Genomic DNA, 14,772 nt, shown 5'->3' with positions numbered 1-14,772 from the left:
CTTCCGCGGCCGTTTCCTGCCGAAAAAACCAGAAGACCCCGACCCGGACCCTGGTCGCGCTCTCCCGTTTCTCGCCCTACTTGTCGGTCGACTCCGCCGCTTCGGCGTCCGCCGTGGATTCCTCGGCGTCGGCCGCCGCCGCCTCGGCGGGGGCCTCCTCCGCGGTCTCGGCCTCGGCCTCGGCGTCAGCCGCCGGAGCGGCGTCGGTCTTGGCCTCGGACGTCGTGTCCTCGGCGGTCTCCGAAGCCTCCGCGGCCTCCGTGGCCGCCTCCGTCACCGCCGCCGACTCCTCCAGGACCGCGTCCGGGACCAGCTCCGAGGCCTCCTTCGCCGCGGAGAGCAGGACCGTGTCCTGCGGCGCCTGGTCGGCGAAGTTCTCCGGGTGGTGGCAGGCGACGCGCTGGCCGATCTTCAGCTCGACGAGCTGCGGCTCGGTCGTCCTGCAGATCTCCGTCGCCTTCCAGCAGCGGGTGTGGAACCGGCAGCCGGAGGGAGGCGCGATCGGGGACGGCACGTCACCGCGGAGCAGGATGCGCTCGCTCTTGGCACCCCGGCGGGACGGGTCCGGGACCGGCACCGCCGACATCAGCGCCTTGGTGTACGGGTGCATCGGAGCCTCGTACAGCGAGGCGCGGTCGGCGAGCTCGACGATCTTGCCGAGGTACATCACCGCGATGCGGTCCGACACGTGCCGGACGACCGAGAGGTCGTGGGCGATGATCACGTAGGTGAGGCCCAGTTCCTGCTGGAGGTCGTCCATGAGGTTGACCACCTGCGCCTGGATCGACACGTCCAGCGCGGAGACCGGCTCGTCCGCCACGACCAGCTTCGGCTTCAGGGCGAGCGCACGGGCGATGCCGATGCGCTGGCGCTGACCGCCGGAGAACTCGTGCGGATAGCGGTTGTAGTGCTCGGGGTTGAGGCCGACCAGCTCCAGGAGCCGCTGGACCTCCTTCTTCACCCCGCCCTCGGGCTCGACGCCCTGGAGCCGGAAGGGCGCCGAGACGATCGAGCCGATGGTGTGCCGGGGGTTCAGGGAGCCGTACGGGTCCTGGAAGATCATCTGGACGTCGCGGCGCATCGGGCGCATCTTCCCGGTGCTCAGCCGCGTGATGTCCCGGCCCTCGAACTCGATCGAGCCGCTGGTCGGGTCCTGGAGCCGGGTGATGACCCGGCCCATGGTCGACTTGCCGCAGCCCGACTCGCCGACGACGCCCAGGGTCTCGCCCTTGCGCACCTCGAAGTCGATGCCGTCGACGGCCTTCACGGCGCCGACCTGGCGCTGCAGGAGGCCCTTCTTGATCGGGAAGTGCTTCGTCAGGCCCTTGACCCGGAGCAGCACCTCACGCTCGGCGGAGCCGTCCTCGGGGGCCGACGCCTGATGCGGGACCGCAGCCGTCCCGGCGGTGTCCTTCTTGTTCGTCTCACTCACAGCTTCGGCGCAATCTCTTCGGTCCAGATCCGCGTACGGTCCTCCGCCGAGAGGTGGCAGGCGGACCAGTGGCCGCCCTCCACCTGCTCCAGCTCGGGACGCACCGTGCGGGTGACGTTCCCCTTGGGAAGGTCCGCGTACGGGCAGCGCGGGTGGAAGGCACAGCCCGAGGGGACGTTGATGAGGCTCGGCGGCTGGCCCTTGACCGGGGTGAGCCGGTCGGCGGTCTCGCGGTCGATGCGCGGCATCGAGCCGAGCAGGCCCCAGGTGTACGGGTGCTGCGGCTGGTCGAAGATCTCCCCGACCGGTCCGCGCTCCACGCACCGGCCGCCGTACATCACCAGGACGTCGTCGGCGATCTCGGCGACCACGCCGAGGTCGTGCGTGATCATGATGACCGCGGAGCCGAACTCCTTCTGCAGGTCCCGGATCAGGTCGAGGATCTGCGCCTGGACGGTCACGTCGAGGGCGGTCGTCGGCTCGTCCGCGATGAGCAGTTCGGGGTTGTTGACCAGCGCCATCGCGATCATGGCGCGCTGGCGCATACCGCCGGAGAACTCGTGCGGGTAGCCGTCGATGCGCTTGTCCGGCTCGGGGATGCCCACTCGGTCGAGCATCTCGATGGCGCGCGTGCGGGCCACCTTCTTGCTGACCTTGTTGTGGACCCGGTAGGCCTCGACGATCTGGGTCCCGACCTTGTAGTACGGGTGCATCGCCGACAGCGGGTCCTGGAAGATCATCGCCATCTTGCGGCCGCGCAGCCGGCGTACCTCGTCCGGGTCGGCGCCGATCAGCTCCTGGCCGTCCAGCCACACCTGGCCGGAGACCGTGGCGTTGGCCGCGCGGTGCAGACCCATGAGGCCGAGGGACGTCACGGACTTGCCGGAGCCCGACTCGCCCACGATGCCCAGGGTCTGGCCGCGCTTCACGTCGAAGCTGACGCCGTCCACGGACTTGACCAGACCGTCGTCGGTGCTGAAGTGGATGCGCAGATCGCGAACGGAGAGGAACGCGTCTTGGGCGTCGGAAGGGGCGGCGACGTCCGTGGCCGGTTCGCCCAGTGCCGCCTTTTCGAGCTTGCTCACGAGTACCTCACGCGGGGGTCGATGGCTGCGTACACCAGGTCGACGACCAGATTGGAGAAGACGATGAAGAAGGCGGCGACCAGGGTCACGGCCATCACGATGGGCAGGTCGTTGTCCTTGATGGCCTGGATCGAGTACGCGCCGATGCCCTGGAGCGAGAAGACCGTCTCGGTGAGGACCGCGGTACCGATGAGGGTGCCGAAGTCGATGCCGAAGATGGTGACGATCGGGGTGAGGGTGGCGCGCAGGCCGTGCTTGGTGACGACCGTGCTCTCCCGCAGACCCTTGGCGCGGGCCGTCCGGATGTAGTCCTCGCTCATCGTCTCCAGCATGCCCGCCCGGGTGAGCCGGGCGTAGGTGGCGGAGAAGAGGAACGCGAGGCTGACCCAGGGCAGCAGCAGGTGCCAGGCCCACTCACCCGGGTTCTGGGTGAAGGGCACGTAGTCGGTGCTGTCCCAGATGGGCCACTGGTAGATGAACAGGACGTTGATGACCTGGCCGGTGAAGAAGATCGGGAGCGAGACGCCGGCGAGCGCGATGAACATCGAGATGCGGTCGACGGGCTTGCCCTTGCGCAGCGCCGAGATGACGCCGGTGGTGACACCGAAGATCAGCCAGATCACGGCCGCGCCGACGGCCAGCGAGAAGGAGACCGGGATCCGCTGCGTGAGCTGCGGCCACACCTCGACATGACTCTTGAAGGAGTACCCGAAGCAGGGGGCGTTGCAGTGCGTCGCGTCCGGACCGAACTTGTAGTCGGCGCCCACGAACAGGCCCTTGATGTAGTCCCAGTACTGAATGTAGATGGGCTGGTCGAAGCCCAGGTTCCTCTTGATCGCGGCGATGGACTCGGGGTTGGCGTCCTTGCCGACGTACTGGGTGGCCAGCTGGGTGGCCGTCTGGCCGCCCAGGCGGGGGACCAGGAAGAAGATTGCGAAGGTGACTGCGCTGACCACCAGCAGCAGCACCAAAGCGCCGAAGACGCGTCGGATGATGTACGCAGCCACAGCTGTCCGGCTCCGGGGGGCCGGGACGGAGTGTGTCCGTCCCGGCCGCCCGGTGCCTTCACCTGCCTTTCAGGGGTATCCGGCCTGCTGTTACTTCGAGGAGCCCAGCAGCGTGTAGTCGTACATGCCGAGGTACGCCTGCGTGACCGTGACGTTGGTCGCGGACGTAGGCCTGATCAGCAGGTTCTTGCGGTAGATCAGCGGGACGACCGAGGCGTTGTCCATGACCAGCTTGTCGATGTCGCCCCAGGCCTTGGTGCGGGCCGAGGAGTCGGTGTTCGAGATGGCGTCGGACAGAGCCTTGTTGATCTTCGGGTCGTTCAGCTCCATCAGGTTGTTGCCGCCCGAGGGCTTGATGGCCGAACCGTCGATGATCTGGTCCAGGAAGCCGTAGCCGGTCGGCCAGTCGGCGCCCCACGCCATCATCATCATGCCGAGCTTGTGCTGGTGGACGTAGCTCGGGACACCGGCGAAGTTGGAGAAGTACTTGCCGGAGGGGAACTGCTTGATGTCGACCTTGATGCCGGCACCCTTGAGCGAGTTCTGGATGGCCGTGGCGGCCGCGACCTCGGCGGGGCGGTCGGCGCGGGCCGTCAGCGTGGTGGAGAAGCCGCTCGGCTTGCCGCACTGCTTCAGCTCGTCCTTGGCCTTGGCCACGTCACCCTTGTGGCCCGCCGTGGCGTAGCTGTCGAACTTGGTGTAGCCGTTGACCGACGGCGGCAGCAGCGTGGTGGCCACGTCACCCTTGGGCGAGCCGCCCATGGCGTCGATGACCGACTGCTTGTCGAGGGCCCACTGGACGGCCTTGCGGCAGTGGACGTTGTCGAACGGGGCGACGTGCAGGTTCAGGGCCATGTAGCCCGTGGCGCCCGCGTACGAGTTGTCCGTCTGCTTGGCGTACTTGCCGTTCAGGATCTTCGGCTGGGTCTGCGGCTGCACACCGGCGCCGGTGATGTCGGCCGTGATCTTGTCGGCGAGCAGGTCGTTGTCGACCGTGACCGGGTTGACCTTGAACTTGACGTTGATCTTGTCCGGCAGCGCCTTGCGGATCGGGTCCGACTTCGGGTCCCAGTTCGGGTTGCGGACGAGGGAGGCGCTGGCGCCCTCCTCGTACGAGGCGAACTTGTAGGGGCCCGAGGACACGATGTGCTGGACGTACTTCGCGCCGTCGTCCTTCGCCTGCGGCACGGGGGCCGTCTGGGAGAAGGTCGCCAGGTAGTCGAAGTCGGCGAAGGGCTTGGCCAGGTGGAAGACGATCGTCTGGTCGTCCGGGGTCTCGATCGAGTCGAGGCCCTTCTTGTCCTTGTAGGGGCCCTTGTACTTGTCGCCGCCCTTCAGGTACGCCTTGAAGTACGTCGGACCGTTGGACAGGGCCTCGGGCGCGAAGTTGGAGCGCTCGACCGCGTACTTGACGTCCTTGGACGTGATCGGCGTGCCGTCGTCGAACTTCAGGCCCGAACGCAGGTGGTACGTCCAGGTCTTGGCGTCGGCGCTGGCCTTGCCGAGGGAGTCGGCGAGGTCGGGGACGACGGTCAGGCCGTCCTTGCCGGCAGCCGGCTTGAACGTGACGAGCGTACGGGCGTACAGACGCGAGAAGTTCTGCACGAAGCCGTAGTACGTGTTGCCCGGGTCGAGGGAGTCCGGAACGTCGGAGTCCTCAAGGTTGACCGTCCCTCCCTTCTTGCTCGACGCGTTGACGATGGAGTTCAGCGCCGAGTCCTTCGCGCCGCTGCTGCCACCACCGTTGTTGTTCTTGCTGTCGTTACCGCCGCCGCACGCGGCAGCGCCGAGCGAGACCGCCAGGACCGTCGCCACGGCGGCGGTAACCCTTCTCGTCTTCACGTGAGGAATGCCCCCTCGATCGTTGGATCACTTGCTGCGAGGGTCGAGCGCGTCACGCAGCCCGTCACCCAGCAGGTTGAATGCCAGAACGGTGATGAAGATCGCCAGTCCGGGCACGAACATGAACTGCGGATCTGCGGTGTAGAGATCCACAGCATTGCTGAGCATTCCGCCCCAAGAAGCCTGCGGCGGTGCGATACCGACTCCGAGGAAGCTCAGCGCGGCCTCGAAGAGGATGTTCGTCGGGATGATCAGCGTCGAGTAGACGAGGATCGGCGCGACGAGATTGGGGAGCAGCTCGCGGAACAGGATGTACGGGCCGCGGGCGCCCAGACTGGTGGCCGCCTCCACGAACTCGCGCCGTGCGAGGCTCATCGTCTGGGCGCGGACGATACGGCCGATGTACGGCCAGCTGAAGAAGCCGATCACGAAGATCAGCACGCCGATGCGCAGCGACAGCCCGTTGAACCCGAAGAAACCGTCCTGCACGGAGGCCGAGATGGCGATGGCGAACAGCAGCAGCGGGAACGCCAGGAAGGTGTCCATCAGCCGGCTGATGACGCTGTCGACCCAGCCGCCGTAGTAGCCGGCGACCACGCCGAGCACGGTACCGATGAGCACCGACAGCACAGTGGCTCCACCGGCGACCAGCAGCGAGACCCAGGAGCCCTCGATGATGCGGGCGAGCATGTCGCGGCCGTACTGCGGCTCCACGCCCAGCGGGTGGGCCCAGCTCATACCGCCCCAGCTGCCCTTGGGGGCCAGCAGGGCCGGGTCGATGAGGTCCTGGTGGAACTGGTTGGGGTCCAGACCGAAAACCCACTCGATCGGCTTCGCGAGCACCGCCATCAGCACGAGCAGGATGACGACGACGCCACCCGCCACGGCCAGCTTGTCCCGCTTGAACCGAGTCCAGGCGATCTGCGAGAGCGAACGCCCTTCGATCTGGGCTTTCTTGACCCCGGCGAGCACAGCCTCGGGCGGGGTCTCGGCCTCGGCCCCGGTGGTCTCGATCGGTGCGGTCACAGTGAACCCGACCCCTCTCGCCGGTGGTGACCGGCCTGCGCCTGCCGCGGATTGCGGCTTTGTCGACTTGCCATCGATCACCGGATCGACCGACCCGGTGTCTGAGTCGCGAGTCTTCAGCGTGGCCGCGATCACCCGCCAGAGCTGATGGCGAAAGTATGCGCAACCGTGATGCAGTGAAGGGGATTCCGTTATCCGAACAGCGGGTAATGCCTCTCGGACACCGGACAGTTAGGACACAACGGCGATTTTGCGCGCTTCGCCGTGTTGGATCTCTGTCTACGCGCGCAGAGATGTGTCGGGGACGTAAAAACTGTGGGGAGACCGAAAAACGGGCCCTTCGGGCTCGGTTCGGTTGTACGTCAGTAGCCGCCGTGTGCCGGTGGGTAACCGTAACCGGCGGCCGGGGCCGGCGGCTGGGGGGCGTGCGCCTCACGGTCGTAGAAGGGGCGGGCGTTCTCCCGCATCCACATCACGACCGGGTCGTACTCGTCGGTCATCGCCACGGTCGACACCGGGAGTCCGTCCGGGACCGCTCCGACGGACTGCTGCATCATCGCGCGCACCGAGTCGACGGCGGGCGGCCTGGTGTCGTAGACGTCCAGGCCGATCGCGAGGTACGGCGCGCCGAGCGCCGGCTGCACCCAGGCGCGGCGCAGGGAGCGGATCGCCGGGGTGCGATGGGCGTTCTGCGTGAGCAGGGCGTAGAACTGGGGGATCTCGATGCCGGGCTCCGACAGGCGCAGCGGGCCGGCGGGCTGGCGGTCCAGGCCGGTGGCGATGCGGCGCAGGTCCAGCCAGGGGACGCCGACGCCGCCGCCCGGGGCGTGCGGGTTGAGCCAGAGGCCGTACTGGTCCGGATAGAGGGTGCGGGCCACGTCAAGCCCGTCGACGACCTCGTACGACCGGTTCCAGCCGCTGGCCGACAGCTCCTGCGCGGAGGTCACACAGGGGGCGTAGCCGAAGCCGTCGACCTCCATGTTTCCGTACTGGGCGTCGGGCGAGCCGGCCTGGCCGTGCCACAGGAGCATCCAGATCTGGCCGGAGTTCGGTGTCGCGAGCGCGCGCAGCAGTGCCTCGTAGGCGTCGTAGCGCCCGGGCGTGACTTGGCGCAGCATGTGCTCGACGCTGCCGCTGCGGCTCGGGCTCACCTGTCGTACCGCCCCTTCAATTCGTTCCCCGCGTTCGGAGACAGCTTAAGCGCCCTGAAGCGCGGGGCCCGTAGGCCGTGCGTCAGCCGCCGTGCTGAAAGAAGGGCCGGACGTTCTCCCTGAGCCAGTGGCCCACCGGGTCCTCGGCCACGTCCAGGAGGACCAGGTTGACCGGCCACGGGAGCGGGACCTTGCCGAGGGCGCGGCCGAGTGCCTCCAGGGGCTGAGCGCGCAGGTCGCCCTCCCACTGGGAGAGTTCGACGCCCACGAACATCACCGGGTCCGCCGTCTCGATCACGGCCAGGCAGCGGCGGGCCGTGCGGACGACGCCCGTGGCCGCGAACTCGGCGGAGGCGGCGGCGAGGAAGTCGACCGGGTCGTCCTGCCAGTCCGGTTCGAAGAGGCGGACGCGGCCGCCGGAGGCGGGACCGTCCAGCGGGGTGCGGCCCGCGCGGCACAGCTCGGCCACCGCCTCGGGCGGGAGCGGGATCCCGACCACGCCGTCGGGGTTGACGGCGATGCCCACCTGCGGGGGCAGCCCGCGGGCGAACTCGACGGCGGGGGCGATGGTGAACGAGATGTGGCCGCCGACGACCTGGCGGAACTGCTCCTCGGAGCTGAACACCGGGACGTAGACCTGGCCGTCGATCTCCATCGTGGGCAGGTCGAGGTTGCCGCTGTCCGGGCCGCCGCCGTTGGGCAGCGGGATCCACAGGAAGCTGCGGCCCAGGACCTCGATGACGCGGCCGCCCGCCGAGGGGACGCCGATCGAGGCCGACAGCACCTCCTCCAGCTCGTTGCCGGGCCATCCGCCGTGCGGATGGGGGTGCGCCTGTGCCGGGAAGTCCGCGGGAATGTCCGCCGGGAAGTCCATCTGCCTACCGCCTGCTGGGAACCACTGGTGTGGCTGGAAAGGCTAGCGGGTGCGGGTGACAGGGCGTCCCCACCGTGGGCCTCACCGCCAGAAGCCGATGTGGCGCAGCGCGTCCGCCGCCGCCCGGTCCAGCAGCACCGCCGAGCCGCAGCCGGCGGGCGGGCGGCCCTGTTCCACCGCGCGCACGAGGCGGGTGGCGGCCCTGCGGTGGCGCAGGAAGGCGTAGCGGGAGACGCCCCGGCCGCGCTCGCGCTGGCCCTCGCGCGCGGTGCCCGGGGTGACGTCGAGGAGCAGCAGGTGCAGCGTGCCGCCGCGCCTGCGGGCCTCGCGGGCCAGCCAGTCGCGCACCCAGGCCTGCGCACCGCAGTCGTGCACGACGACCCCGTCGCCGGTGCGCAGGGCGCGGCGCAGCCCGGCGTAGTGGGCGAGGCGGACCAGGGGGCGGTAGAGCGCGTACGGGAGGAAGCGGGGCAGGCGGGCCGCCCAGCGGTCGCGGGTGTCCTGGGAGTCGATGCGCAGTCCCCGCACCGCCCGGTGCATCAGCGTCGACTTGCCGCTGCCGGGCAGCCCGGTGATCACGACCAGGTCGCGGGGGCCGAAGAGCAGGCCCTGCGGGCTGCGGCCGGCCCGCTCGCGCAGATCGCGGACGACGGCCGCGGAGCGCTCCTCGCACCGCTCGCGGGCCGGTGCCGCGGGCTGCTCGGGCATCGCGATGCCCGTGGTCGTCGCGTACGCCGTGTGCCTGTTCACCGTGATCGTCCTCCCCTAGGGCCCGGAGAATCCCTGCCCATCGAGTGTAAAGAGAAGGTAATGCGCGGTGTCTCGTGTTTTCGTTCGCGTACTGCCACAGCCCGGTTACAGATGCGGACCCTGCCATGCGCGGGCGAGGCGTGCAATGATGTGCGCGCCAACTGCATACCGGCCGTTTGAATCCGCGCGGGAGAGTCCCCAGCAGCCAGCTGCGCCGGGGCGCCGAAGGAGCAAGTCCCTCCCTTGAATCTCTCAGGCACCGTTACCGCGCGGGCGAGGCACATCTGAAAAGCGGGCCGCTGTGACAGTGGCTCCACCCAAGGTGCAAACCGTGTCCTCCCTATAGGGGTGGTCATGGCGAACCTCTCAGGTTCCGATGACAGATGGGGAGGAACGACCTCGCCTGTCATGCCTTTGGGAGACGACCGACCGATGAGCAGTACCGAACTCCGGCACACCGCGCTCGACGCCCTGCACCGCGCGCTCGGTGCGACCATGACCGACTTCGCGGGCTGGGACATGCCGCTGCGCTACGGCTCCGAGCGCGACGAGCACGTCGCCGTGCGGACGAAGGCCGGGCTCTTCGACCTCTCCCACATGGGCGAGATCACCGTGACCGGCCCCGAGGCCGCGCGCCTGCTGAACTTCGCCCTGGTCGGCAACATCGCCTCCGTCGGCGTCGGCCGCGCCCGCTACACCATGATCTGCCAGTCCGACGGCGGCATCCTGGACGACCTGATCGTCTATCGGCTGGCCGAGACCGAGTACATGGTCGTGGCCAACGCCTCCAACGCCCAGGTGGTCCTCGACGCGCTGACCGAGCGCGCGGCGGGCTTCGACGCCGAGGTGCGCGACGACCGCGACGCCTACGCGCTGATCGCCGTCCAGGGCCCCGAGTCCCCCGGCATCCTGAAGTCCCTCACCGACGCCGACCTGGACGGCCTGAAGTACTACGCGGGCCTGCCCGGCACGGTCGCCGGCGTCCCGGCCCTGATCGCGCGCACCGGCTACACCGGCGAGGACGGCTTCGAGCTGTTCGTGAAGCCGGAGCACGCCGTCGAGCTCTGGCAGGCGCTGACCAAGGCCGGCGAGGGCGTCGGCCTGGTCCCCTGCGGCCTGTCCTGCCGCGACACGCTGCGCCTCGAAGCCGGCATGCCGCTGTACGGGCACGAGCTGACCACGGACCTGACCCCGTTCGACGCCGGTCTCGGCCGCGTGGTGAAGTTCGAGAAGGAGGGCGACTTCGTGGGGCGCGAGGCGCTCACCGAGGCCGCTTCCCGCGCCGAGCAGAACCCGCCGCGCGTCCTGGTCGGCCTGGTGGCCGAGGGGCGTCGCGTCCCGCGCGCGGGGTACGCGGTCGTCGCCGGCGGCGAGGTCGTCGGCGAGGTCACCTCGGGTGCCCCCTCCCCCACGCTGGGCAAGCCCATCGCCATCGCGTACGTCGACGCGGCGCACTCCGCGCCGGGCACGGCGGGCGTCGGTGTGGACATCCGCGGCAACCACGAGCCCTACGAAGTCGTGGCACTGCCGTTCTACAAGCGTCAGAAGTAAAGACTGATCTTCCAGGGGCCCCGGCGCGCCCAGCTGTGACGCCGGGCACAGCACCCCTGCCCACCAGCGGTTTCATCAGTCCCCTCGTCATCAGCACACCCTCGCGTACAGGAGAATTCAGGCCATGAGCAACCCCCAGCAGCTGCGTTACAGCAAGGAGCACGAGTGGCTGTCGGCCGCCGGCGAGGACGGCGTCGCGACGGTCGGCATCACCGAGTTCGCGGCCAACGCGCTCGGTGACGTCGTCTACGCCCAGCTCCCCGAGGTCGGCGACACGGTGACCGCGGGCGAGACCTGCGGCGAGCTGGAGTCGACCAAGTCGGTCTCCGACCTGTACTCCCCGGTCACCGGTGAGATCGTCGAGGCCAACCAGGACGTGGTCGACGACCCGTCGCTGGTGAACTCCGCTCCCTTCGAGGGCGGCTGGCTGTTCAAGGTCCGCGTCACCGAGGAGCCGGCCGACCTGCTCTCGGCCGACGAGTACACCGCCCAGAACGCGGGCTGAGGAGGGGTAGCCGTATGACTGTCCTGAACACGTCCCTGCACGAGCTGGACCCGGAGATCGCCGCCGCGGTCGACGCCGAGCTGCACCGCCAGCAGTCCACGCTGGAGATGATCGCCTCCGAGAACTTCGCGCCGCTCGCGGTGATGGAGGCCCAGGGCTCGGTCCTGACCAACAAGTACGCCGAGGGCTACCCGGGCCGCCGCTACTACGGCGGCTGCGAGCACGTCGACGTCGCCGAGCAGATCGCCATCGACCGGATCAAGGAGCTGTTCGGCGCCGAGTACGCCAATGTGCAGCCGCACTCCGGCGCCTCGGCCAACCAGGCCGCGCTCTTCGCGCTGGCCAAGCCCGGCGACACCATCCTCGGTCTGGACCTGGCCCACGGCGGCCACCTCACCCACGGGATGCGGCTGAACTTCTCCGGCAAGCAGTTCGACGTGGTCGCCTACCACGTGGACGACGCCGGCCTGGTCGACATGGCCGAGGTCGAGCGGCTCGCCAAGGAGCACCGCCCGAAGGTGATCATCGCGGGCTGGTCGGCGTACCCGCGTCAGCTGGACTTCGCCGAGTTCCGCCGGATCGCCGACGAGGTCGAGGCGTACCTGTGGGTCGACATGGCGCACTTCGCGGGCCTGGTCGCGGCGGGTCTGCACCCGAACCCGGTGCCGTTCGCCGATGTCGTCACCTCCACCACCCACAAGACGCTGGGCGGCCCGCGCGGCGGCATCATCCTCGCCAAGAAGGACTTCGCGAAGAAGCTGAACTCGTCCGTCTTCCCGGGCTTCCAGGGCGGTCCCCTGGAGCACGTGATCGCGGCCAAGGCGGTCTCCTTCAAGGTCGCCGCCTCGGAGGACTTCAAGGAGCGCCAGCGCCGTACGGTCGAGGGCGCGCGGATCCTCGCGGAGCGGCTCACCGCGGCCGACGCCCGCGAGGCCGGCGTGAACGTCCTGACCGGCGGCACCGACGTGCACCTGATCCTGGTCGACCTGCGCGAGTCCGAGCTGGACGGCCAGCAGGCCGAGGACCGCCTCCACGAGGTCGGCATCACGGTCAACCGCAACGCGGTCCCGAACGACCCGCGCCCGCCGATGGTGACGTCGGGTCTGCGGATCGGCACGCCGGCCCTGGCCACCCGCGGTTTCACGGCCGAGGACTTCGCCGAGGTCGCGGACGTGATCGCCGAGACGCTCAAGGCGCCCTCCCCCTTCCCGGAGGCCACCGCCGAGGCTCTCAAGGCCCGGGTGACCGCCCTCGCCGACAAGCACCCGCTGTACCCCGGGCTGAACAAGTAGTTCAGTTGTCTTCGAGCGGCACCGCGCACACTGGAGGAAAACCGTATCTCCGTGGGCGCGGTGCCCGCCCCTCTCCCCGCACCACCCCGTATTGAGGAGTCACCGTGGCCATCTCGGTCTTCGACCTGTTCTCGATCGGCATCGGCCCGTCCAGCTCCCACACGGTCGGCCCGATGCGCGCGGCGCGCATGTTCGCCCTCCGCCTGCGCAACGAGGGCCTGCTCGGCTCCGTCGCGTCCATACGCTCCGAGCTGTACGGCTCCCTGGGCGCCACCGGCCACGGCCACGGCACGCCGAAGGCGGTGCTGCTCGGCCTGGAGGGCGAGTCGCCGCGCTCGGTGGACGTGGAGACGGCGGACGAGCGCGTGGCGACGATCAAGGAGTCGGGGCGCCTGTCCCTGCTCGGCGAGCACGAGATCGCCTTCTCCTTCGACGACGACCTGGTCCTGCACCGCCGCAAGGCACTGCCGTACCACGCGAACGGCATGACGATCTGGGCGTTCGACGCCGCCGGGACCGAGCTGCTGTCGAAGACGTACTACTCGGTGGGCGGCGGCTTCGTCGTCGACGAGGACGCGGTCGGCGAGGACCGCATCAAGCTGGACGACACGGTCCTGAAGTACCCCTTCCGCACGGGCGACGAGCTGCTGCGTCTGACCAAGGAGACCGGCCTGTCGATCTCCTCGCTGATGCTGGAGAACGAGCGGGCCTGGCGCACCGAGGAGGAGATCCGCTCGGGCCTGCTGGACATCTGGCAGGTGATGCGGGCGTGCGTCTCCCGCGGCATGTCCCGCGAGGGCATCCTGCCGGGCGGGCTCAAGGTCAAGCGCAGGGCGGCCGTGACGGCCCGCCAGCTGCGCGCCGAGGGCGACCCACTGGCGCACGCGATGGAGTGGATCACGCTCTACGCGATGGCGGTGAACGAGGAGAACGCGGCCGGCGGCCGGGTGGTGACCGCCCCGACGAACGGTGCGGCGGGCATCATCCCCGCGGTCCTGCACTACTACATCAACTTCATCCCCGGCGCGGACGAGGACGGCGTGGTCCGCTTCCTCCTCGCCGCGGGCGCCATCGGCATGCTCTTCAAGGAGAACGCCTCCATCTCCGGCGCCGAGGTCGGCTGCCAGGGCGAGGTCGGCTCCGCCTGCTCGATGGCCGCGGGCGCCCTCGCCGAGGTCCTCGGCGGCTCCCCCGAGCAGGTCGAGAACGCCGCCGAGATCGGCATGGAGCACAACCTCGGCCTCACCTGCGACCCGGTCGGTGGCCTGGTCCAGATCCCGTGCATCGAGCGCAACGGCATGGCCGCGGTGAAGGCCGTCACGGCCGCCCGCATGGCCATGCGCGGCGACGGCTCCCACAAGGTCTCCCTCGACAAGGTCATCAAGACCATGAAGGACACCGGCGCGGACATGAGCGTGAAGTACAAGGAGACGGCCCGGGGCGGGCTGGCGGTGAACATCATCGAGTGCTAGGCCGGGTCCCCCGCCGCAGGCGGGCGCGGTCGACGGTCCACACGCCCAGGCCCGCCAGTACGGCCGCCCCGATTCCGTGGACCGGCAGCCACAGGGTCGTCGTCGACGCCAGACAGTCGGCGACGGCCTCATGGCGGTGGAAGGCCTGTGCCGACGCCAGGGCGGCACCGTCGCGGCCGGCGAGGTCCGCCAGCGCGGCCTCCACCCGAAGGCGCTCGTACTCCCCCAGCCTGAGGCACCGGCCCCGGGTGCCCGTCATGGGAAACAACCACGCCCAGCGCTGCAGCGCCGGAGCCAGCGCGATCGCCACGCACAGCCCCATGGTCAGCGCGTACGCCGTCAGACCCTGCACGTACGAGCTGCGGAGTTCGGGCACCCACATCGGCGGCCGGTAGAAGGAGAAGACCATCACCAGCAGCGTCACGCCGATGTACGTGGCGAACCACTGCCAGGGCCCCTGCGCCAGTGCGAAGGTGAGCAGGGCGGCGAGCGCGATGCCGACGACGCCCGGCTGAACGGGCGCGCCACGGCCCCCGTCCCGGCGGATGCGGCTCTCCCGGCTTTGTCACGGCTGAGGTTCTTCATACGCTCTCCCGCCTGCGTCCGAGAGCACCAGTAGACCGCCGTGCCCCACGACTCGCCTGCCGCCACACGCCAACCGCTCACTGAACGTCAAAATTGGCGCATTTCTGCAACCTTGAAACATATAGCCCATTCGGGTTACGGCCGCCCGCGAGAGCAGCTGCCGGCGTCCTGCAACGACCTCGGCGCGTAGCCCCGCATCG

General features: G+C 69.4%; 13 protein-coding genes and 2 riboswitches. Of the genes, 4 read left to right on the top strand and 9 right to left on the bottom strand.

Features of this window, described 5'->3' with window-relative positions; all coding sequences use genetic code 11:
- Window positions 1-76: 76 nt before the first annotated feature.
- The 8 genes from ACWGKT_RS31805 to ACWGKT_RS31770 form a co-directional block, all read right to left on the bottom strand.
- Complete coding sequence (locus tag ACWGKT_RS31805) at window positions 77-1,432, bottom strand: ABC transporter ATP-binding protein (RefSeq protein ID WP_356149206.1); 1,356 nt, start codon at window positions 1,430-1,432, stop codon at window positions 77-79.
- On the bottom strand, window positions 1,429-2,517 hold the full coding sequence (locus tag ACWGKT_RS31800) for an ABC transporter ATP-binding protein (RefSeq protein WP_453276397.1): 1,089 nt from the start codon (window positions 2,515-2,517) through the stop codon (window positions 1,429-1,431). The genes ACWGKT_RS31805 and ACWGKT_RS31800 overlap by 4 nt, the downstream gene beginning before the upstream one ends.
- Window positions 2,514-3,524 carry an ABC transporter permease gene (locus tag ACWGKT_RS31795; RefSeq protein ID WP_356149211.1) on the bottom strand — a complete coding sequence of 337 codons (1,011 nt, stop codon included), beginning with the start codon at window positions 3,522-3,524 and terminating at the stop codon, window positions 2,514-2,516. Before ACWGKT_RS31795 ends, ACWGKT_RS31800 begins: the two co-directional genes overlap by 4 nt.
- A gap of 90 nt (window positions 3,525-3,614) precedes the next feature.
- The gene (locus tag ACWGKT_RS31790; protein WP_356149214.1) at window positions 3,615-5,366 is read right to left on the bottom strand and encodes an ABC transporter substrate-binding protein; all 1,752 of its coding nucleotides are present in this window, start codon (window positions 5,364-5,366) and stop codon (window positions 3,615-3,617) included.
- A 27-nt stretch (window positions 5,367-5,393) separates the two neighbouring features.
- Entirely contained in the window at window positions 5,394-6,392 is a 999-nt protein-coding gene (locus ACWGKT_RS31785; RefSeq protein ID WP_356149216.1) for an ABC transporter permease, read from the bottom strand.
- Between the two features lie 362 nt (window positions 6,393-6,754).
- Window positions 6,755-7,510, bottom strand: coding sequence for an enhanced serine sensitivity protein SseB C-terminal domain-containing protein (locus tag ACWGKT_RS31780; protein WP_453276424.1), 756 nt, complete (start codon window positions 7,508-7,510; stop codon window positions 6,755-6,757).
- Window positions 7,511-7,625: 115 nt separating this feature from the next.
- Window positions 7,626-8,417 (bottom strand): enhanced serine sensitivity protein SseB, encoded by a 792-nt coding sequence (locus ACWGKT_RS31775; RefSeq protein WP_453276396.1) that lies wholly within the window; start codon window positions 8,415-8,417, stop codon window positions 7,626-7,628.
- A gap of 81 nt (window positions 8,418-8,498) precedes the next feature.
- The gene (locus tag ACWGKT_RS31770; RefSeq protein WP_453276423.1) at window positions 8,499-9,173 is read right to left on the bottom strand and encodes an AAA family ATPase; all 675 of its coding nucleotides are present in this window, start codon (window positions 9,171-9,173) and stop codon (window positions 8,499-8,501) included.
- 171 nt (window positions 9,174-9,344) lie between these two features.
- Window positions 9,345-9,445, top strand: a riboswitch (glycine riboswitch).
- Window positions 9,446-9,560, top strand: a riboswitch (glycine riboswitch).
- Between the two features lie 39 nt (window positions 9,561-9,599).
- On the opposite strand from ACWGKT_RS31770, the gene gcvT reads away from it, so the two are divergent.
- The 4 genes from gcvT to ACWGKT_RS31750 all read left to right on the top strand — a co-directional run bounded on the left by gcvT (window position 9,600) and on the right by ACWGKT_RS31750 (window position 13,987).
- Entirely contained in the window at window positions 9,600-10,718 is a 1,119-nt protein-coding gene (gene gcvT / locus ACWGKT_RS31765) for a glycine cleavage system aminomethyltransferase GcvT (protein WP_356149221.1), read from the top strand.
- Between the two features lie 124 nt (window positions 10,719-10,842).
- The gene (gene gcvH / locus ACWGKT_RS31760; protein ID WP_235456524.1) at window positions 10,843-11,223 is read left to right on the top strand and encodes a glycine cleavage system protein GcvH; all 381 of its coding nucleotides are present in this window, start codon (window positions 10,843-10,845) and stop codon (window positions 11,221-11,223) included.
- 14 nt (window positions 11,224-11,237) lie between these two features.
- Window positions 11,238-12,515 (top strand): serine hydroxymethyltransferase, encoded by a 1,278-nt coding sequence (gene glyA, locus ACWGKT_RS31755; RefSeq protein ID WP_453276395.1) that lies wholly within the window; start codon window positions 11,238-11,240, stop codon window positions 12,513-12,515.
- A gap of 104 nt (window positions 12,516-12,619) precedes the next feature.
- A complete protein-coding gene (locus tag ACWGKT_RS31750) occupies window positions 12,620-13,987 on the top strand; it encodes an L-serine ammonia-lyase (protein WP_356155132.1) in 1,368 nt (455 codons plus the stop codon).
- Here the strand turns inward: ACWGKT_RS31750 and ACWGKT_RS31745 are convergent.
- Complete coding sequence (locus ACWGKT_RS31745) at window positions 13,974-14,411, bottom strand: hypothetical protein (RefSeq protein ID WP_453276394.1); 438 nt, start codon at window positions 14,409-14,411, stop codon at window positions 13,974-13,976. The genes ACWGKT_RS31750 and ACWGKT_RS31745 overlap by 14 nt on opposite strands.
- Window positions 14,412-14,772: the final 361 nt, after the last annotated feature.

The sequence above is a fragment of the Streptomyces sp. NPDC054794 genome (assembly GCF_053611585.1).
This window is presented reverse-complemented; position numbering and strand designations above follow the sequence as displayed.